This window comes from Rhizobium nepotum 39/7, assembly GCF_000949865.1.
Taxonomy (GTDB): Bacteria; Pseudomonadota; Alphaproteobacteria; order Rhizobiales; family Rhizobiaceae; genus Agrobacterium; species Agrobacterium nepotum.
In genome coordinates this window covers 69416-89379 of sequence record NZ_JWJH01000008.1, presented here as the reverse complement: position 1 = coordinate 89379, position 19964 = coordinate 69416, and the positions used below count along the sequence as shown (strand labels likewise).

The 19964-nt window shown below is 59.2% G+C and carries 20 protein-coding genes; 7 read left to right on the top strand and 13 right to left on the bottom strand.

The window, feature by feature from the left end; genetic code table 11:
* Window positions 1–6: 6 nt before the first annotated feature.
* Entirely contained in the window at window positions 7–342 is a 336-nt protein-coding gene (locus RS75_RS10355; protein WP_045020038.1) for a cupin domain-containing protein, read from the bottom strand.
* A gap of 154 nt (window positions 343–496) precedes the next feature.
* Here RS75_RS10355 and RS75_RS10350 point away from each other — a divergent pair, with 154 nt between their 5' ends.
* Complete coding sequence (locus tag RS75_RS10350) at window positions 497–1042, top strand: MarR family winged helix-turn-helix transcriptional regulator (RefSeq protein WP_045020037.1); 546 nt, start codon at window positions 497–499, stop codon at window positions 1040–1042.
* Between the two features lie 90 nt (window positions 1043–1132).
* Here RS75_RS10350 and RS75_RS10345 read toward each other — a convergent pair whose 3' ends face one another.
* Entirely contained in the window at window positions 1133–2029 is an 897-nt protein-coding gene (locus RS75_RS10345) for a LysR family transcriptional regulator (protein ID WP_045020035.1), read from the bottom strand.
* 121 nt (window positions 2030–2150) lie between these two features.
* On the opposite strand from RS75_RS10345, the gene RS75_RS10340 reads away from it, so the two are divergent.
* Window positions 2151–3083: an arginase family protein gene (locus RS75_RS10340; protein ID WP_045020032.1), complete on the top strand. Its 933-nt coding sequence runs from the start codon at window positions 2151–2153 to the stop codon at window positions 3081–3083.
* Window positions 3084–3184: 101 nt separating this feature from the next.
* Here the strand turns inward: RS75_RS10340 and ehuA are convergent, their stop codons facing one another.
* The 11 genes from ehuA to RS75_RS10285 all read right to left on the bottom strand — a co-directional run bounded on the left by ehuA (window position 3185) and on the right by RS75_RS10285 (window position 15114).
* Entirely contained in the window at window positions 3185–3964 is a 780-nt protein-coding gene (gene ehuA / locus RS75_RS10335; protein ID WP_045020030.1) for an ectoine/hydroxyectoine ABC transporter ATP-binding protein EhuA, read from the bottom strand.
* Window positions 3961–4653 (bottom strand): ectoine/hydroxyectoine ABC transporter permease subunit EhuD, encoded by a 693-nt coding sequence (gene ehuD / locus RS75_RS10330; protein WP_045020028.1) that lies wholly within the window; start codon window positions 4651–4653, stop codon window positions 3961–3963. The genes ehuA and ehuD overlap by 4 nt, the downstream gene beginning before the upstream one ends.
* A gap of 13 nt (window positions 4654–4666) precedes the next feature.
* Window positions 4667–5332, bottom strand: coding sequence for an ectoine/hydroxyectoine ABC transporter permease subunit EhuC (gene ehuC / locus RS75_RS10325; protein WP_045020026.1), 666 nt, complete (start codon window positions 5330–5332; stop codon window positions 4667–4669).
* Between the two features lie 57 nt (window positions 5333–5389).
* Window positions 5390–6241: an ectoine/hydroxyectoine ABC transporter substrate-binding protein EhuB gene (gene ehuB / locus RS75_RS10320; protein ID WP_045020024.1), complete on the bottom strand. Its 852-nt coding sequence runs from the start codon at window positions 6239–6241 to the stop codon at window positions 5390–5392.
* A gap of 62 nt (window positions 6242–6303) precedes the next feature.
* On the bottom strand, window positions 6304–7317 hold the full coding sequence (doeB, locus tag RS75_RS10315) for a N(2)-acetyl-L-2,4-diaminobutanoate deacetylase DoeB (protein WP_045020022.1): 1014 nt from the start codon (window positions 7315–7317) through the stop codon (window positions 6304–6306).
* Window positions 7318–7321: 4 nt separating this feature from the next.
* On the bottom strand, window positions 7322–8500 hold the full coding sequence (gene doeA / locus RS75_RS10310) for an ectoine hydrolase DoeA (protein WP_045020020.1): 1179 nt from the start codon (window positions 8498–8500) through the stop codon (window positions 7322–7324).
* Complete coding sequence (gene eutC, locus RS75_RS10305; protein ID WP_045020017.1) at window positions 8497–9510, bottom strand: ectoine utilization protein EutC; 1014 nt, start codon at window positions 9508–9510, stop codon at window positions 8497–8499. Before eutC ends, doeA begins: the two co-directional genes overlap by 4 nt.
* The gene (gene eutB / locus RS75_RS10300) at window positions 9507–10526 is read right to left on the bottom strand and encodes a hydroxyectoine utilization dehydratase EutB (RefSeq protein ID WP_045020015.1); all 1020 of its coding nucleotides are present in this window, start codon (window positions 10524–10526) and stop codon (window positions 9507–9509) included. Before eutB ends, eutC begins: the two co-directional genes overlap by 4 nt.
* A 63-nt stretch (window positions 10527–10589) precedes the next feature.
* Window positions 10590–12038, bottom strand: a complete 1449-nt coding sequence (gene ehuR, locus RS75_RS10295; protein ID WP_045020014.1) for a MocR-like ectoine utilization transcription factor EhuR — start codon at window positions 12036–12038, stop codon at window positions 10590–10592.
* 179 nt (window positions 12039–12217) lie between these two features.
* On the bottom strand, window positions 12218–13621 hold the full coding sequence (locus RS75_RS10290; protein WP_045020012.1) for an aspartate aminotransferase family protein: 1404 nt from the start codon (window positions 13619–13621) through the stop codon (window positions 12218–12220).
* A 14-nt stretch (window positions 13622–13635) separates the two neighbouring features.
* Window positions 13636–15114 (bottom strand): NAD-dependent succinate-semialdehyde dehydrogenase, encoded by a 1479-nt coding sequence (locus tag RS75_RS10285; protein ID WP_045020009.1) that lies wholly within the window; start codon window positions 15112–15114, stop codon window positions 13636–13638.
* Window positions 15115–15235: 121 nt separating this feature from the next.
* Here RS75_RS10285 and RS75_RS10280 point away from each other — a divergent pair, with 121 nt between their 5' ends.
* The 5 genes from RS75_RS10280 to RS75_RS10260 all read left to right on the top strand — a co-directional run bounded on the left by RS75_RS10280 (window position 15236) and on the right by RS75_RS10260 (window position 19925).
* Window positions 15236–15703, top strand: a complete 468-nt coding sequence (locus RS75_RS10280; RefSeq protein ID WP_045020007.1) for an Lrp/AsnC family transcriptional regulator — start codon at window positions 15236–15238, stop codon at window positions 15701–15703.
* A 194-nt stretch (window positions 15704–15897) separates the two neighbouring features.
* The gene (locus tag RS75_RS10275) at window positions 15898–16356 is read left to right on the top strand and encodes a DUF1801 domain-containing protein (protein WP_045020005.1); all 459 of its coding nucleotides are present in this window, start codon (window positions 15898–15900) and stop codon (window positions 16354–16356) included.
* Window positions 16357–16619: 263 nt separating this feature from the next.
* Window positions 16620–17657 carry an NAD(P)-dependent alcohol dehydrogenase gene (locus tag RS75_RS10270; protein WP_045020002.1) on the top strand — a complete coding sequence of 346 codons (1038 nt, stop codon included), beginning with the start codon at window positions 16620–16622 and terminating at the stop codon, window positions 17655–17657.
* 375 nt (window positions 17658–18032) lie between these two features.
* On the top strand, window positions 18033–18917 hold the full coding sequence (locus RS75_RS10265) for an AraC family transcriptional regulator (RefSeq protein WP_045020000.1): 885 nt from the start codon (window positions 18033–18035) through the stop codon (window positions 18915–18917).
* Between the two features lie 96 nt (window positions 18918–19013).
* Window positions 19014–19925 (top strand): ABC transporter substrate-binding protein, encoded by a 912-nt coding sequence (locus tag RS75_RS10260; protein WP_045019998.1) that lies wholly within the window; start codon window positions 19014–19016, stop codon window positions 19923–19925.
* Window positions 19926–19964 lie beyond the last annotated feature (39 nt).

The following is a 19964-nucleotide window of genomic DNA, read 5'->3' as shown; positions in this document are numbered from 1 at the left end:
AACGGATTACAGGAAAGTCTGCTCGAAGGTCGTGCTCGGGTGGATGCAAATGATTTCCAGTCGTTCCCTGCCGACATTTTCGAAGCGATGGGGGATATTCGCAGGCCCGACGACGATGTCGCCGGACGAGCCGCGCGCCTTGTGGTCGCCGATCGTGAACTCAGCCTCGCCTTCGCGCACGATCCACGTCTCGGCATAGGGGTGAACGTGCAGATCGGGACCGCGACCCGGATCGGCGTTGACCAGAAAGATCGATACGGCACTCCCGTATTCGCAGCCCTCGTAACGCACTGTTCGGCTCGCGCCGGGCTCGGGTTCATGATGGCGACGAACAGAAAACATCGTGATCTCCTCCTGACGATGAAACTATCTTGGTGAGAAGATATATTCCGGAATTATCTTCTCGTCAAGACATTTGTCTTCTTGCAAAGATATCTTTCCGGAGCGACCCAAGCCGTATATGGTTCGCGGATTGGAGATGACGGGGTCAGGTGAGATGATGCAGGCGATGCCGGATGCGAAAACGCGCGGGTCTATCGACGACGGCAGGGAAGATCATGTCGATCGGCTTCGCACCCAATGGGCGCGGGAATTACCTGATCTCGACACGGAACCGATGACTATCCTCGGGCGGGCAAAACGGCTCTGCAATCTGGTGGCGCCGTCCATTGAGGAAACATTTGCCGGGTTCGGTCTTGATCGCGGCGAGTTCGACGTCATCGCGACATTGCGCCGGTCGGGTCCGCCCTACCAGTTGACGCCGACGGAAATGTACACGACGTTGATGCTCTCATCGGGCGGCCTGACGCATCGACTTGACCGCTTGGAGAAAGCGGGCCTCATCGAACGCAGAAAATCTGAGCGTGACGGGCGAAGCGTCATTGTTTGCCTCATGCCCGCCGGCATCGAACTGGCCGAGAGGGCCTTTCGCAAGGACATGGCAAGCGAACTGGATTTTCTGCAGGGTCTCGATCGCGAGGAGCGCGATAATCTCGCAGCATTGCTGAAAAAGCTGGTGTTAAACATCGAGTCTCGCCTGTAGCTCATCTCGAGTATGGTGGTTCGTATCTCTTCAAGACCTGGGGCCGCCTCAAGTAAACTGCACCATTACGCGGGAACTTATCCAGTGTCATCAGAGACGCAGGCCGGACGCCAGAAGGTCGATGAATTGCCGGACTCTTGGGTCGAGAAGCCGGCGGTCTGGATATAGGACACTAATCTCCACCGTCTCCGTCGGTACTTCCGGCAGGATGTGAACGAAACGGCCTGAGTGGATGTCTTCCGCCACAAGGAAGCTCGGCATCAGGCCTATCCCGAGGTTGCGACCGATCGCGTTGTGCAAGGCCTCCCCGCTATCCAGCCTCAGGCGGCTTCGAACCGGCGCGGAAAACCAACGCCCTTCCGCGTCCGTGAAGCGCCACTGTTGCCTGTGCCCGCGACTGCTGAAAGCAAGGCACGGATGTTTTGCCAGTTCATCGAGATTGCTCGGCTTTCCGTATCGATCCACGTAATGCGCTGATGCGACGAGCAAATATCGGTCGCGCGCCAAAACGCGCGACACCAGTCGGCTATCGACCGAGGCGCTGCCGAAGCGGATGACGAGATCAAAACCTTCTCCCACGACGTCGACCAACCGGTCGGTAAAGCTCGCTTCGATTTGCGTCTCCGGCCACTGAGCGAGAAATCTTTCTATGAAAGGCATGATGACACGCTGACCAAAGGCGTGCGGCGCCGATAGCCGAAGTATGCCGCGAGGTACACCAGCCGGGCTCGAAACGCTCGCCTCCGCCTGATCCACAGCATCGATTATGCGCTGACCATGTGCGTGAAAAGAGCGGCCCTCATCCGTAAGGCTCAACGCCCTGGTCGTCCGGTTCAACAGGCGGACACCGAGCCTGTCCTCAAGTCGCGATACCGCCTTTCCCGCAGCGGAACGGGTAAGGCCAGACACCCTTGCGCCTGCGGAAAAGCTGCCTGCGTCAGCCACAGCCATAAACACCGCAATGTCGTTGATGTTCGTACCTGCCATCCGGTCTCCGTATTCGCGTCGTTTTGTTGCATTCTATGTATCCTAATTTTCCCCAATAGACCATGGAATGCGATGCCGACAATCGCCAAATGATGCGGATCGAAACGCAAAGGATAACACCATGAAACGCGAAAAAACGCTTCGCCTGCTCTTTCCGCAATGGCAGGGCGGGGGTGACCCCTCATACATGTTGGGTGCAAGACTTTTGGCGTGGCTCGCGCCTGATGCCGATGGGCCGGTCGAGGAAGTCGCGGTGGCGGAGCCGGACGGGAAACCTCTGGAGATCCATGACGGTATTCTGGCGCGTGACGTGGTCGTGAAGCAGTTCAAGGACGCTCGCCGCCGGATCGATCAACATCAGCCGGACCGTATTGTCGTGCTTGGTGGAGATTGCGGTGTGGATTTGGCACCCTTCGCGTATTTGAACGAGCGATATGGCGGAGACCTCGCCGTGCTCTGGATCGACGCACATAGCGACCTGTTCTCCGACAAGGTCTTTCCCAACTCGCACGCGCATGTGCTCGGTAGCCTGATGGGGCAGGGCGACGAAGAATTTCTGTCGGCGGTGAAAACGCCGATCAAGCCCGGCAATGCGTTGATCGCAGGTTGGCGGAGGCTTCCAGACAAGTTTTCCGAATTGCAAAATTTCGAAGACGAGCTTGCTGAGCGCCTGGACATTCAGCGTATCGGGCCTGAAAAGCTTGCCGGCGGCAGCGAGCCTGTCATTGCCTGGCTACGGGAAACAGGGGCAAAACGCGTTGCGGTGCATTTCGATCTGGACGTCCTAGATGCCAACCTGTTTCGGTCGCTGACTTTTTCGAAACCCGGCGCGACTGCTCCAACCGACGACGATATTCCTGCTGGCCGCATGACGCTGCAGCAGATTGTCGGTCTGCTGGCCGATGTTGCAACTGAGGTCGATGTGGTCGGCCTGGGTATCACGGAACATACGCCGTGGGACGCGATCGCACTGCGGCAAGCGCTCGCAGAATTACCTTTGATCGGAAACCCTAAGAACAGGTCTGAAGCTATCACAGCGACGGTAGCGAGCTGAATTTGAGTTTTCCGGCGATGGCAGGCAACGGCCGTGCAACTGCAACGGCGCGCGTTCTGTGCCTGCCTTTTCGCCGCCAGAGTTCAGCACGCCATCACTGTCTAACCCAAAATAGAAGAAAGGAATTCACGCGTCCGCTCCTGTTGTGGGGCACCGAATATCTCCTCTGGTAAACCCTGTTCGCAGATGCGCCCCTTGTCGAAAAAGCACACTCGGTCTGAGACTTCCCGGGCAAAACGCATCTCGTGGGTCACCATCAACATGGTCAGATCATGCTCATGCGCCAGGTCACGAATGACAGAAAGCACTTCGCCTACCAGTTGGGGGTCAAGCGCGGAGGTCGGTTCATCGAAAAGCAGCACACGCGGCCGCATGGCAAGCGCTCGTGCAATTGCTACTCGCTGCTGCTGCCCTCCGGAAAGCTGCACCGGATAGTGATTTTTCTTATCTGCGAGACCGACCATCTGAAGGAGTTCTGTCGCGCGCTCTTCGGCTTCCTCGCGTGCCATTCCCAGCACCCGCACCGGCGCTTCGACGACGTTGCGCAGAACCGTCATATGCGGGAAGAGATTGAAGCTCTGGAACACCATGCCCACATGATTGCGGATCTGGCGCAGATGTTTCTCCGAGGCCTGAAATGGACCTTTTCCGCCGGGTTCCTGATAGGAGGTCCCCGCTAATGTCAGCTTTCCTTCCTGGAAAGGCTCGAGCGTCATCAGGATGCGCAGGACCGTGGACTTGCCGGAGCCGGACGGCCCGATAAGGGTTACCTTTTCCCCCTTCGCAACGCTGAAATTGAATTTGTCGAGCACGGTCAGGATACCGAAGCGTTTAGTGACATCGGAAAATTCAATGAGAGGCGAATTGTTGTTTTCGATCATCGCAGTGGTATCCCTGCTTTCGGTAGGGCCTTCTGCAAACGGTGGAGGCCCGCGGAGCAGATCAGCGTCAGGATAAGGAAAATGAGGCCGACAAGCGTCAGCGGCACGAGATATTCGAAGGTGCGTTCGCCGATCATGTTGGCAAGTCCCATCATCTCAAGGACGGTCACGACGGAGAGAACCGGCGTCTCCTTGATCATGGCGACGAGATAATTGCCCATTGCCGGCACAATCCGTGGAACGGCTTGCGGGATGATGACATCGCTATAGGTTTGCATGCGTGTCAGATTGAGCGCGGTCGCCGCCTCCCATTGGCCATGGGGCACCGCTTCGATGCCGCCGCGATAGACCTCCGACGTATAGGCTGCATATTGCAGGCCGAGCGCCAGCGCTCCGGTGAGGAAGGCGGGAAGCACGATGCCGAAGTCCGGCAGCACGTAGTAAAGAAAGAACAGCTGCACCAGAAGCGGCGTGTCGCGCAGAAACTCAACCACAAAAGCGGTCGGCCAGGAAATCGCCTTGACACGGCTGCGGCGTAACAGGGCGAAGACGAGGCCGAGCACGAGCGCGATGGCAAAGCCGGCTGCTGCCGCCTTCAACGTGACGGTCAGACCGATCAGGATGATGGGCAGGATCGAGGCCGTATAGGTGATCCAGGTCGTCGTATCCCATTCGTAGCCATACATCATAACGCTAAGTCCCTCACGAATGGCGTTCGCGCGGGAAGACATTGCCGCGTCGTACGAAGTGTTCAATGACGCGGATGAAGACCATCAACACGAGCGACATGGCGAAGTAGCAGACGAGCGTGATCGAATAGATGCTTGCGCTATCCAGCGTAATGTTGCGGATCGACTGAGCCGCGAAGGTAAGATCCGCAATCGAGATCAGTGACACGAGCGAGGACAGTTTCAGCGTCTCGATCGCGAGATTGCCGAAGGCGGGCATCATTTCGACCGTTGCCTGCGGCAGGGAGATCCGGAACAGCGTCTGGAAGCGATTGAAATTCAACGCACGGGCGGCCTCGAGCTGCTGCACGGAGACGGAGGAAAGTGCACCCCGCACAATTTCCGCCCCATAGCCGCCGGCATGTGCGGCCAGCACCAGAATGCCCGTCGTGATCGGATCGAAACTCAAGCCGACCAACGGAAGCGCATAATAGAACCAGAAGAGCTGTACGAACAGCGATGTGCCTCTAAACAACTCCGTGTAACACAGCGCGACTGTCGACAGGACCGGCCCGCCTTCGACGCGAAGAATACCGAACACAAAAGCAAGCACTGCGCCGACGGCAATCGCCGCCAACGTGATCGTCATCGTGACGTAAGCACCTTGCCAGAGCATCGGCAGGTAGGCTGTCCAGTCCATGTGGATGTGTCCCAGTTTCAACGGGTGGCGCCCGGTCAATACCGAGCGCCTTTGTCGTCATTTGCCGGCACACAGGTCCGCGACGGGCTTTTCGGCAGCGGCAGCGATGCTCTGCGCGGACAGGCCATACTTGCCGAGGATCGTGTTGTACTCGTCCGTCTTGCGGAACTCGATGAGGGCCGCGTTGAAGGCGTCGCGCAGCGCCTTGTCTTCCGGGCGGAAGGCAAAGCCGCCATAGTTTCGGACCGGTGCGCCTTTGACGATCGGATCCGTGAAAGGTGCGACCTGCTCGACCTGCGCCTGGCCCTTGGCGAGTTCGGAGACCGTCAATTCAGTTGCCGCATACGCATCGGCCCGGCTCTGCACGGTTGGGATCGCATCGGCGTTGGCGGGGATGAAGACGATCTGCTCGTCCTTGACGCCGACCGCGCGCAGGAAGTCGACATTGTTGGCGCCCGAAACCACGGCCACTTTCAATGATGGGTCTTTCGCAATATCGGCGTAGGTCGTCAGACCCTTCGGATTGCCCTTCTTCACCAGAAGGCCTTCGCCATAAGACGAGTTCGGCTCGGTGAATGCGACCTGTTTGCAGCGTTCGGGCGAAATGTTCTGCTCGGCGGCAGCAAAGTCGAAACGACGGGCCTTAAGGCCGGGAATAAGAGTGCCGAAAGGTGTCACCGTCCAGTTGACCTCCTCGATGCCCATGGATTTGAGCACGGCGTTGGCCACGTCCGGGCCGATGCCGGCGGAGGTGCCGTCCGGCTGCATATAGGAGTAGGGGACTTCGTTGGCTGTCGCAGCGCGGATGAACCCCTGCTCCTTGGCCTCTTCGACAGTAAGAGCGCCGGCAGACGTGATGCCGATGCCAAGAGTGAGGGCGCAAAGCCCGGCGATTTTGATGATGCACATGTCATGTTCCTCTGGTTGGTGTTTTTCGCGGTCCGTTTTCGGATCTCGCGATGTTCTCGGGGTTAAATTTTCTCCGTAACCGTCGCTATGACGGCAAGGCAGTCTCCGGCCTTGATGAGACCGGGCACGTGACGGGCCGCAAGCAGTCCGTCCATGGCGGCGCGATAGTCGATCGGCGCAACACCTGTCCTCCCGACAGGGTAAACGCTGGCAATGATCTCGCCCGTCCTGACCGCGTCGCCAAGATCGCGGGCAAAGGCGATCAGCCCGTCATCTTGCGCGAAAGTGAAGCAGTCGTTCGACGGCATGTCCAGCCAGCGGGTCGGTTGAATATCCGGGCTGCCCGTCAGGATCCCGGCATGGCGCAGGACATTGAGGCTTCCCTTCCGGGCGATATCGATGGTGCGGGCACTTGCCGTTCCCGCTCCGCCAAGCTCGGTGGTGACGAAGACCTTGCCCATCTCCTCGACCGTCGTGTCCAGCATGCCGACCGCGTCGATCTCCAGCATTTTCATCGAATAGGGAGCGGCGAAAGCTGCCACCGCTTCGAAACACAGCGCTTCCTGATCCTTGTCGGGCAACCCGTGCGCCGCGGCATAGGGCAGGAAGTCGAGCGTCTTACCGCCCGAATGGAAGTCGAGCACGATATCGGCCAAAGGTATCAAATGGCGGGTGGCGTAATCGGCGATCTTTTCCGTCACCGTGCCGTCCGGGCGACCGGGAAAGCTGCGGTTCAGGTTTCCCCGGTCGATTGGCGAGGTGCGCGTGCCTGCCCGAAATGCCGGATAATTCAGCGCCGGAACGATGATGATGCGCCCGCTGACCTGTGACGGATCCAGTGTCTGCGCCAGTTCGAACAGGGCTGCGGGCCCCTCATACTCGTCGCCATGGTTGGCGCCGATGAGAAGTGCGGTCGGGCCCTCTCCATTGGCGATGACGCAGATCGGAATCATGACCGAGCCCCAGGCGCTGTCGTCCCGGCTGTAGGGCAGGCGCAGATGGCCGTGTTGGACGCCCTTCGCGTTAAAATCCACGGAAGGCGTAATAGGTGAAGGGCGCGGGGCGCTGGTCAGCATGGCCTCATCCCTTCACGAACAGCTGGCGCGGCACGTTTGACAGGCACTCGACGCCTGTCTCGGTGATCGCGATGCTTTCGGTGATTTCGAGCCCCATATCTTCGAGCCAGAGACCGGTCATGAAATGGAAGGTCATGCCGGGCAACAGTTCGGTGCGGTCGCCCGGGCGCAGGCTCATGGTGCGCTCGCCCCAGTCCGGCGGATAGGAGAGGCCGATCGGATAACCGGTGCGATTGTCCTTTATGATCCCGTATTTTTTCAAGACCGCGAAGAAGGCGTTGGCGATGTCCTCGCAGGTGTTGCCGGGTCTGGCCGCGGACAGGCCGGCCTCCATACCTTCGAGTGTCGCCTTTTCTGCATCGAGGAAAGCCTGTGTCGGCTTGCCAAGAAATACGGTGCGCGATAGCGGGCAGTGATAGCGCTTATAGGCGCCGGCAATTTCGAAGAACGTGCCTTCGCCGGTCCGCATCGGCTTGTCATCCCAGGTCAGGTGAGGGGCGGAAGCGTCTGCGCCCGATGGCAAAAGCGGGACGATCGCGGGATAATCGCCGCCGAATTCGGATGTGCCGCGAATGCCGGCATCGTAGATTTCGGCGACAAGATCGCACTTGCGCATGCCGGGTTCGACGACATCCACGATGCGCTTGTGCATCAATTCAACGATTTTGCCGGCCTTGCGCATGTAATCGAGTTCGGTCGGGCTCTTGACGGCGCGCTGCCAGTTGACCAGCCCTGCTGCGTCCTTGAAGCGGGCATTCGGCAAATGCTTCTGGAGAGATGCGAAGGCGGCAGCCGAGAAATAGTAGTTATCCATCTCGACACCGACCGCGAGGCGCGACCATTTGTGCTCATCGATGATCTGCGAAAGCAGATCCATCGGGTGGCGCTCGGTCGACTGAACGTAGTGATCGGGATAGCCGATGATGTTGTCGTGGCCAAGATAGGCGGTTCGCTTGGCGCCATTGGCGTCCTGCTTGCGGCCGTACCAGATAGGCTCGCCGCTCGGCGGCACCACGACGCACTGGTGCACGTAAAAGGACCAGCCGTCGTAACCGGTAAGCCAGTGCATGTTGGACGGATCGGTGACGATCAGAAGATCGATACCGGCTGCCTCCATGGCGCGGCGGGTTTTGGCGAGGCGCTCGGCATATTCCTCGGATGTAAAGTTCAGCGTCGCGCTCAAGCTGCATCTCCCATTTTTATCTCATTTTCAACGATCTGACCGCTTCCTTGGTCTTTCGCGCGGGTGAAGGCCAGATTTGCGATTGCGGTGTCCTGCACGCCGGTGCCCGTAAGGTCGGCAAAGGTTATTGCATCTGCATTGACGCGGCCGGTCGCCTTGCCGGTGACGACGGCTCCGAGTTCGGCGAATTCCCGGTCCGGCTTGACCACGCCAGCCTTGATCGCATGGTGCAATTCACCGAGAATGCGTGTTTGCGTGAGGCGATCGGCGACGTAGTCAGCCCGCGCGAATACGGCAGGATCGATTTCATTCTTGTGTTCGGCGTCCGATCCCATCGCGGTCAGATGCTGGCCCGGTTCAAGCCAGTCCGCCAGAACGATCGGCTTTTCGGCCGGCGTCGTGGTGACAATGATATCGGCACCCCGCGCGGCTTGGCGTGGATCGGCAATGGCAGCAACTTCGATGCCGTATTCGCGGGCAAAATCGCTGGCAAGCTTCTGCGCCTTGGCGTGATCGCGTGCCCAGATGCGCGCCGATCCGATCGGGCGCACCAGCATCAATGCCGCAAGCTGGAGCTGCGCCTGCATGCCTGCGCCGAAGATCGTTGCGACGGAGGCATTCTCACGCGACAGATGTCGTGCGGCTACCGCGCCGGCCGCTGCCGTGCGCACGTCGGTAAGATAGCCATTGTCAAGAAGAAGGGCTTCGACCAAACCCGTTCTCGCGCTGAAGAGGATCATCAGCCCGTTGAGGCTCGGCAGGCCGAGCTTGGGATTGTCGAAAAAACCGGGGCTTATCTTGATGGCGAAACCGTCGAAACCGGGCACATAGGCCGTTTTTACGTCTACTTCGCCACGAAATTCCGGAATGTCGAGGCGCAGGATCGGTGGCATGGCGACGGGTTTCGTGGCGAGCGCCGCAAATGCCTGTTCGACGCAATCGACTGCGGAACGGTCGAGCCTCACGATCGCACGAAGGTCCTTTTCCATCAGTATGCTGATGCGGCTCATGCTGTTGCTCCCCCGACGAGTTTTTGATGAAGCTGCGGGTCGATGTTTCCACCTGACACGATGATGGCGGTTGGCCCGGAAAGTTCGACCTTGCCTGAAAGGATGGCGGCGATGCCGACCGCGCCAGCACCTTCGACCGTTATGTGTTCTTCGCGCGCAGCATGGCGGATACCGGCTGCGATCTCGTCTTCGGTAAGGAGGATGATGTCATCGAGAAGATCGCGGCAAAGCGCGAAGGTGACACGGTTTGCAAGACCGATGCCGCCGCCAAGCGAATCGGCCAGCGTTTCCTCTTCGCGGACCGGGACGGGCCTGCCGGCGGCTATCGCCGCATGCATGGCCGCCCCCCGCTCCATGGAGATGCCGACGATCTGCGCCTGTGGCTTTAATGCCTTGACGGCGCAGGCGATGCCACCGGCGAGACCACCGCCGGAAAGTGGAACGAGAACGGTTGCGAGATCGGCCAGATCCTCGACAATTTCCAACCCGATCGTTCCCTGACCAGCGACGACGTGCGGATCATCGAAAGGCGGGATCTGTGTGAGGCCAAGCCTCTCGACCAGACGCTCAACCTCCTCCTGCGCATCGTCCTGCGAGGTGCCGACGATGTGAACTTCGGCCCCGAGCGCGCGGATCGCTTCGATCTTGTTGGCGGGAACGAGCGATGACATGCAGATGGTTGCCGGCACACCGAGTTCGCGCGCCGCAAAGGCGACGGCGCGACCATGATTGCCGGTTGACGCCGTGACGAGACCGCGCGTGCGCGCCGCCTCATCGAGCGACAGGATGGCGTTCATCGCGCCGCGCAGCTTGAAGGCGCCCGTTGGCTGGCGTGTTTCAAGCTTGAGATAAACATGCTGGCCAGTGCGTTCGGACAGGGCGCGCGAGCGAACGAGCGGGGTGCGCGTCACTCTACCGGCGATACGCGCCGCAGCCCGTTCGATATCCGCCAGCACGACTGGCGGCGATCTCTCTTCGGTGAATATGGTTGGAACTTCGCTGTTCATGATTGTCATGTTGGGAGCGAAGTAAAATCATGTCAATTATTATATTGTCATGATTCAATGATTGCCGTGGGGCTAGCCGATCGAACCGATGTCGTAGACGGGCGGCAGTTGTTCAAAAGCCTGGCGCACGATCATCAGGGCCTTGGCCAGGCTCGCATGGTTCATGCGTCCGCCAAGGCAGACACGAATGCCGCCGCCGTGGCCCGGTCCGGCGATGAATGGATCGGAGGGGGTGACTGCGACATTCTGGTTGGTGAGGGAGCGCACCAAGCCTTCCTCGGTCCAGTGCGGCGGAACCTTCAGCCATGCGCAGAGGGAGAGCGGATGACTGGAGGCGATATGATCGCGCAGGATTTCCGTCGCAATATTTTGGCGCGCACGCGCTTCGTCGCGCTGGATTTGAAGCAGCCGTTGCGCGGTGCCGTTTTCGACCCAGCGCGTAGCGATTTCGCCGATCAGGTAGGTGGCGCTCCAGCTCGATACGCGCAGGATGGAAGCGGCACGAATGGAATAGGCGGGCGGAACGACGAGGTAGCCGACACGCAGGCCGGTCAGCACCGTTTTGGTAAAACTCGTGACGAAGAAGCCGAGATCGGGCAACATCTCAGTGATCGACGGCAGCTCCTCCTCTATCATCGGGCGGTAGACCTCGTCTTCGATGACAAAAATGCCGTAACGTTCGGCGATCGCAGCTATTTCGCGCCTGCGCCCCGCGCCCGAGATATGACCGGTTGGATTGTTGAGTGTGGGGACGAGCACCAGCGCCCGAACGCCGCCAGCCGCACATGCGGCTTCGAGTGCACCCGGCAAAATGCCTTCGTCATCGGTAGGCAGGCCCTTGAGGCTGAACCCCAATATGCTTGAAAGTCCGATGATGCCGTGATCGGTGAGGTTTTCACACAGGATGACGTCGCCGGAACGAACAATGCAGCTCAAGGCGAGAAAAATACCATGGGCCGCGCCATTGGTGACGAGGATACGCTCGGCTGGGGCCGTGACGCCGAGCGTGCGCAGCCAGATGCGTGCCGTTTGCCTGTGACGGTCAAGACCTGCAATCGGACGGCAGGGACGCATGAATTCCGCATTGTCGCTGTCTGCGAGTTCGCGAAGGATGTCGCGAGAGGCGTTTTCATGCGCATCGAGATAAACGCCGCGAACGATGGAAAGGTCGAGCACTTCGTGGGGGCTGTGGTCGAGCATCATACGTCCGGCGCGATCCGTCACGCGCGCCTTGACGAAGGTGCCGCGACCTATCTCGCCGCTTAGATAGCCACGCCGTTCCGCCTCCTTATAGGAGAGGCTGACGGTCTGAACGGACAGGCTGAGTTCGCGGGCCAAGTCCCGATGGGTCGGCATGCGATCCATCGGCTTGAGCACGCCGGCATCGATATCCGCGATGATGCGCTCCGTGAGGGCCGCATGTTTGGTCTCCCCCTTCTGTCTGGCGAGACTTGGTCGCCATTCGACCGGCTTCGTCGCGGGAATAAGGTCGGAGGCGAGTGCGTTGGCTTGACGATGCATGAAATTGTCTCGTTTGCGGGACGATTATTTCATGACATTATGCATGCTCATCCAAAAAGATGAAGCATTATGCATCGCAAGCCGACGATTGCTTCAGGAATAATCACCGTCATCGTGATTGTTCCCTGAAACAGGCGGTCGACAAACGATATAAATCCCGCCCGGCAGGTTCGCCTGCATCAGATCTTTTCGCCAGCCTGCACCAGTTCATCCATGACGGTGCGGACGGCTGCCTCGGCGATGGCGACGATCTCGTCGATTTCTTCCTTCGTGGTTACGAGCGGCGGCGCAAAGCCCAGAATGTCGCCATGGGGCATGGCGCGCGCAATAAGTCCGAGATTTCGCGCCGCCTTCGAGACACGCGCACCGACGGTGAGGCCGGGAGCAAAACGCACTTTCTTTTCGCGATCCGCCACAAACTCGATTGCGCCCATCAACCCGACGCCACGCACTTCACCAACAATGGGAAGTTGAGCGAATTTCGCCTTCAGCTGTTCCTGGAAATAGGCGCCGACTGTACGGGCATTGCCCGGCAGGTCCTCCCTCTCGACGATATCGAGGACGGCGTTGGCTGCCGCGGCTCCGATCGGATGGCCGGAATACGTATAGCCGTGAGAGAAGGCGCCGACGCGGTCCGCCCCTTCCTCGAGAACCCTGTAGACCTTTTCTCCGACGATTGCCCCGGAGAGAGGGAAATACGCCGAGGTCAGGCCCTTGGCGACGGTGACAAGATCCGGTTCGATGCCATAATGCTGGGATCCGAACATCGAGCCGGTTCGTCCGAATCCGGTGATGACCTCATCGGCGATCAGCAGGATGTCGTATTTTTTGAGAACATTCTGGATTTCCTCCCAATATCCCTGCGGCGGCGGCGTGATACCGCCGGTTCCAAGCACCGGCTCGGCGATGAAGGCGCCGATCGTGTCCGGACCTTCGCGCAGAATCATGGTTTCAAGCTCTTCCGCGCGGCGTCTGGAGAACTCCAGTTCCGTTTCGCCTGCCTGGGCGCCCCAGTAGTGATGCGGCGATCCGGTATGCAGAATGCCCGCGCGCGGCAGGTCCATGTGATCATGATAGAAGCTCATGCCGGTCATGGATCCGGCGACGACACTGCAGCCGTGATAGCCGCGTTCGCGGGAAATGATTTTCTTCTTGTTCGGCTTGCCGCGCAGGTTGTTGTAGTACCAGACGAGCTTGGCCTGCGTTTCGTTGGCATCGGAACCCGACATGCCGTAGAACACCTTGCTCATCTTGCCAGGCGCCATTTTCACGAGACGGTCGGAGAGGATCGCCAACTCATCCGTCGTGTGCGCGGCATAGGAATGATAGTAGGCGAGCCGATAAGCCTGGCGCGAAATGGCCTCGGCCACCTCGGTGCGACCATAACCGACGTTCACGCAATAGAGGCCCGCAAAGCCGTCGATCAACTGCCTGCCATGCGCGTCCTGGATACGGATACCCTTGCCGGTTTCGACGATCGTCGGGTCGCCCATTTTGCCGGACGCGAAATCCTTGAGTTGCGTGAAGGGGTGAAGAACCGAATTGCGGTCCATTTCGGCGATCTGATCGAGGTTGGCGGTCATGGCGAAGGATCCTTTCAGGCAGCGAGATTGCCGAAGCAGACATATTTTGCTTCGAGATATTCAGAGAGGCCGTGGCGCGATCCTTCGCGACCAAGGCCCGATTGCTTCCAGCCGCCGAAGGGGATCGGGGCTCCGGTGAATTTCGGCGTATTGACGGCAACCATGCCGTATTCGAGCCTGTCGGTCAGACGCATCGCGCGACCGAGATCGTTGGTGTAGACATAGGCGGCCAATCCCATTTCGGTGGCATTGGCGCGGGCGAGCACCTCCTGCTCGTCATCGAACGGCAGTATCGCGGCAATCGGCCCGAAGGTTTCTTCCCGGGCGATCAGCATGTCGTCGGTGACATCGGCGAGCACGGTCGGCGTGACGAAATTGCCGCCAAGCGGGCTGTCCTGCCCGCCGCAAACGAGCCGGGCGCCGGAAGAAAGCGCCTGTGCAATCTGCTGGCGGCATTTTTCCGCAACGGAAGGACGCGTCATTGGACCGATATCGATACCGGCCTCGAGACCATGCCCGACCGTGAGTTCGGTGGTCGCCTTGGCGAATTGATCGACGAAACGGCTGTAGAGCCCTCGCTGTACGTAGATCCGGTTGGCAGCGAGGCAATCCTGGCCTGAGGTTGCGAATTTCGCGCCGATACAACCCTTTACGGCTTTGGAGAGGTCGGCATCGTCGAACAGAATGAACGGTGCATGACCGCCAAGTTCCAGCGAGGCTTTCTTGATCGTCATAGCCGATTGCGTCAGCAAAATGCGCCCGACCTCAGTGGAGCCGGTAAATGAAAATGCGCGTACAGCCGTGTGCTCCAGCAGACGGCGCGCTAGCGGTTCAGCTTCGCCGGTCAGCACCTGGAGTACGCCCGGGGGCATGCCGGCCTCCTGCGCGAGCTTTGCTAAAGCGAGGGCCGAGAGTGGGGTTTCCGGCGCAGGCTTGACGATCATGGTGCAGCCGGCAGCAAGTGCTGCCCCGGCCTTGCGCGTAATCATGGCGGAAGGGAAATTCCATGGTGTGATAGCGACCGTAACGCCCAGCGGCTGCATGTGTACCGAAAGGCGGCTGCCGGGCAGGTGGCTCGGAATTGTTTCGCCATAGGCGCGCTCACCCTCAGCGGCAAACCATTCGAGAAAATTCGCAGCGTAGAAAATCTCGCCGCGCGATTCCGCCTGCGGCTTGCCCTGTTCGGCCGTCATTATGACAGCGAGGTCCTGTGCGTTATCGCGCATCAGCTTACCCCAGGCTCGCAGAATTTGACCACGTTCGGCGGGAAGCCTGTCGCGCCACTCGAGAAAGGCGGTCTTTGCCGCATCGACGGCAGCATCGGCATCTTCAAGCGAACAATCCGCGACATCGATGATGTGTTCGTGGGTTGCCGGATCGATGACGCCGAGGGTCTTCCCGCGCGCCATCCAGGTGCCCGTCAGAAAAGCGCGGTGCTCCAGCAGATCGGGTCGCTGCAGGTGTTTCAGGGCAGCGGCGACAATACCTTTCATAAGGTCACTCCAAATGGGTTTATACGGGAATGTAGCTGCGGAGCGCGGGCGCTTTACTGCATTGACGTCGTCATTTGCGCAGGTATTGTGCTGATTTTCGCATCAAACGCAGGATTTCTGCATGACCATGCTCGATAGAGCCGACCGGGCGCTGCTTGACGCCGTTCAGAAGAACAATCGCCTCACCTCGGAAGAGCTGGCAGAGATCGTCAATCTTTCACCGACAGCCTGCCAACGACGGTTGAAGCGGCTGCGCGAGCAAGGGGTGATCGAGGCGGATGTGTCCATCGTCTCGCCCAAAGCGGCAGGACGTGGAATCACCATGATCGTTCTTGTCTCACTGGAGCGCGAAAGGGCTGATATCGTCGATCGATTCAAGGCGGCGATCCGCGCCACGAAAGAGGTGATGATCGGCTATTACGTGACGGGCGATGCCGATTTCATTCTGGTGATCACGGCGAAGGACATGGAGGATTACGAAGTCTTCACACGTCGATTTTTCTATGAGAACCACGATATCAAAGGGTTCAAGACTATGGTTGTGATGGATCGGGTAAAAGCTGGTTTTGCTTTTCCGATGGAGAACTGACCATTCAGCTTTCCGGCACCTGAACAGCTATCGGGCCGCCGGAAATGGCTTCATCCTTGCCGGTCGGCTTTTATCGGCGGATCGGTTCTCGCATTGTTTCTGCTGAATTTTGCTGCCATTCTCGCGGCGATAGCTGCTACGTTCGGATCCGCGAGATTGCCAGGAAACCGTGCAACATCGGGAGGGAAAGTGTTATGGGCGACAAGACGTTGGACGAAGCCGATGACATTGCCGGTGCCGAGCCGCCGGGTGCGACACCGAAGCTCCTTTCAGGTGGCAATCCCCAGATTGCCAAGGGATACGGCGATGCGCCGGTGCGGGCCTATATCGCGGCCATGCCGGGCTGGAAGAGTGCGGTTGGAAGCCGTATCGACGCATTGATCGAAGGCATTGTTCCCGGTGTGCGCAAGGCCGTGAAATGGAACTCGCCCTTTTACGGGATGGAGGACGACCTCTGGTTCCTCAGCCTTCATTGTTTTACGAAATATATCAAAGTTACCTTCCTCAACGGCGCATCGTTGCAGCCTCTGCCGCCCGGCACGTCCAAGCATCCGAAAGTTCGTTACCTCGATATCCATGAAGGTGCGTTCGACGAAACGCAGTTCTCCGACTGGGTGAAGCAGGCGAGCCGGTTGCCCGGCGAAAAGATGTGAGTGGCTTGGGCCGAGTTGCCCGGTGGTATATTGCCCGGCCATGATCCGTAAAATGCGGCAGACGAATCAAGGGGTTCTTTCCGCCTCCGTAAAAACCTTGGCACACCGTGGATGATGAGAAATCGCGGGCGTCTCGATACAGTTTTTCCCTCTTGAAGAAAAACCGGCCGGTCCGGCGGATTTCTGTTTACTTTTGCCGAAGTTGCACCACATCACGCTGTTTGAATTCGCTGTCAGGCCTTTCGCAAACTTCGGAGGATGAGATGAAAGCACTGGTGCTGGAAGAAAAAGGAAAGCTCGCGCTCAGGGAGTTCGACATTCCCGGCAGACTCGGACCGAAGGATGTGCGCATCCGCACCCATACGGTCGGAATTTGCGGTTCGGACGTCCATTATTATACGCATGGCAAAATCGGCCATTTCGTCGTGAAAGCGCCGATGGTGCTGGGCCATGAAGCTTCCGGAACGGTGATCGAAACCGGTGCCGAGGTGACACATCTGAAGGCGGGCGACCGCGTCTGCATGGAGCCGGGCATTCCCGACCCGACATCGCGCGCTTCAAAGCTTGGTATATACAATGTCGATCCGGCCGTCAGCTTCTGGGCGACACCGCCCGTCCATGGTTGCCTGACGCCGGAAGTCATTCATCCCGCCGCCTTTACATACAAGTTGCCCGACAACGTTTCCTTTGCCGAAGGCGCCATGGTCGAACCCTTTGCCATCGGCATGCAGGCGGCGCTCCGGGCGCGTATCCAGCCCGGCGATGTCGCAGTGGTGACGGGCGCTGGCCCGATCGGCATGATGGTTGCGCTGGCCGCACTGGCGGGCGGTTGCGCAAAGGTGATCGTTGCCGATCTTGCCCAGCCGAAGCTTGATATCATCGCCGCTTATGACGGTATCGAAACCGTCAACATCCGCGAACGTGATCTGTCGCAAGCCGTGGCTGATGCGACGGACGGCTGGGGTTGCGATGTCGTTTTCGAGTGCTCGGGTGCTGCACCCGCCGTGCTTGGCATGGCGAAACTGGCGCGGCCCGGCGGCGTGATCGTCCTCGTCGGCATGCCTGTCGATCCGGTGCCGGTCGATATCGTCGGCCTCCAGGCAAAAGAGCTGCGGGTGGAGACGGTTTTCCGCTACGCCAATGTTTATGATCGTGCGGTCGCTCTCATCGCGTCCGGCAAGGTCGATCTGAAACCGCTGATTTCCGCAAGCATTCCCTTCGAAGACAGCATCGCCGGTTTTGACCGTGCGGTAGAGGCAAGGGAAACGGACGTGAAACTGCAGATTCTGATGCCGCAATAAGCCCTTCCGGCCGATCGCCTGCCGATGCAGGAGCGGCAGATACCCTTCGGAAAAGTATAAGCGCAACCTGCCGGTGATCGACAGGTTGCGCTCTCAAAAATCATCAATTCACTTTTTGAGATGCATGTTTTCCGGGCGTATGACGCTCATCTGCGCAAAATAATCGGCGTAACCGCAGGCTTTGTTGTCCGCCTATGCGTGGCACTCTTCAGTTTCCGACAAAAAACAGTCAAAAAAGTATCGGCAATTTCCCCGGCATGAGGTGGAAGTAAATGCGCGGTAAGCCGTATGCTCCTGTCAACGCCTAGGACGAGCCATAGAGGAATGGCTTTGCTCCGTGAATGCGGCGGACGTGACCGATGGGAGGAGACATCGATGCAGCCCGATCTGGAACTGGTACATATCCGCAAGGGCGAATCTTTCGCAGCCTGGCGGCATGGCTATCCGTTCCGCACGGTGCGTTGGCATTACCATCCCGAATATGAAATTCATCTGGTCGTGGCGACGTCAGGCACGTTTTACATCGGCGATTTCGTCGGTCGTTTCGGCCCCGGTCAGCTTATCATGACTGGCCCCAATCTCCCCCAGAACTGGATCAGCGAGATCGAGCCGGACGAGATCGTACCTACGCGTTCTCTCGTCATCCAGTTTCCGGAAGCCTTCATCGAGGATGCCTGCACGTCCATGTCCGAGATGGAGGTGGTGCGCGCCCTGCTGGACCGCAGCCGCCGCGGCATTCTGTTTGACGATGAGACGAGCGACCGCGTTCGCCCGCTGATGCTGCGGTTGATCGAGGCGCAGGGGCTGAGGCGGCTTGCGCTTTTCTGGGAAATTCTCGACTTGCTCATCAACGCTCCGGCGCCCGAGGTTCTGGCCAGCCTGAGTTACGAGCTTGATCTGACGGGGATCGGCGACAGTGGCATCAACCGCGCCCTGTCGCATCTGCGCCAGCACCTGACCGAACAGGTCGAGGAAATCGATTTGGCCGACATGGTGGGCCAGAGCCCCAGCGCCTTTTCCCGCGCCTTCAAGCGCCATACGGGAACGACTTTGGTGCGCTATCGCAATCAACTGCGCATCGATCTGGCCTGCCAGATGCTTCTGGTGGATCAGGACGTGAAGGTGGCGGAAGTCTGCTACGACGTGGGCTTTTCAAATCTTTCGAATTTCAACAGGCATTTCCTGAAACTGAAGGGAATGTCGCCATCGAGGTTCCGGACCGTATTCGCGGCCCAGAAGGCAGCGGTCATGGCCGATTAAACCAAAGATACATCGCGGATTTTTCACCAATTCGGGCAGAGGACTGTCCGGAAACGGGCTCTTATTGCCCAGATTTCCAAACGGGAGGAAGTTACAATGAAAACGAAATCGAAATTGCTGATGGCGACAGCCGCAATCGCCATGATGGCCGCTCCGGCGCTGGCGCAGGAAAAGCTGAAGATCGGCATGACGTTCCAGGAGCTTAACAACCCCTATTTCGTGTCGATGCAGGAAGCGCTGAAGGAAGCCGCAGCAAGTATCGGCGCCGATGTGATCGTGACCGATGCTGGCCACGATGTGGCAAAGCAGATTTCCGACGTTGAAGACATGCTGCAGCAGAAGATCGACATCCTGCTTCTGAACCCGACCGACAGCGCCGGCATCGAGGCAGCCGTGCATGCCGCCAAGGCGGCCGGTGTGACTGTTGTTGCCGTTGACGCCAACGCCAACGGCCCGGTCGATACCTTCGTCGGTTCCAAGAACCGTGACGCAGGTTACAAGTCGTGCAAGTATCTCGGTGAAGCCATTGGCGGCAAGGGTGAGGTCGCGATCCTCGACGGTATTCCTGTCGTGCCGATCCTCCAGCGCGTCGAAGGCTGCAAGGCAGCGCTTGCCGAATTTGCCGACATCAAGCTTGTCGACACGCAGAATGGCCGCCAGGATCGCTCCGTTGCTCTCGGCGTTGTCGAAAACATGATCCAGTCCCGACCGAACCTCGCCGGTATCTTCTCGGTGAATGACGGCGGTGCCATGGGCGCGCTGGCCGCAATCCAGGGCTCGGGCAAGGACATCAAGCTGACTTCGGTTGACGGCGCTCCGGAAGCGGTGAAGGCGATTGCCGACGGTACGCCCTTCATCGAGACGACCGCGCAGTTCCCGCGCGATCAGGTGCGCGTCGGCCTTGCCATGGCGCTTGCGCAGAAGTGGGGCGCCCGCGTCGTTCCGAAGGAAGTGCCGATCGACGTCATGGTCGTTGATAGCAAGAACGCCGGCGATTTCAGCTGGTAAGAATTCCTCCCCAGGTCCCGTCCCCGCCTCGTGCGGGGG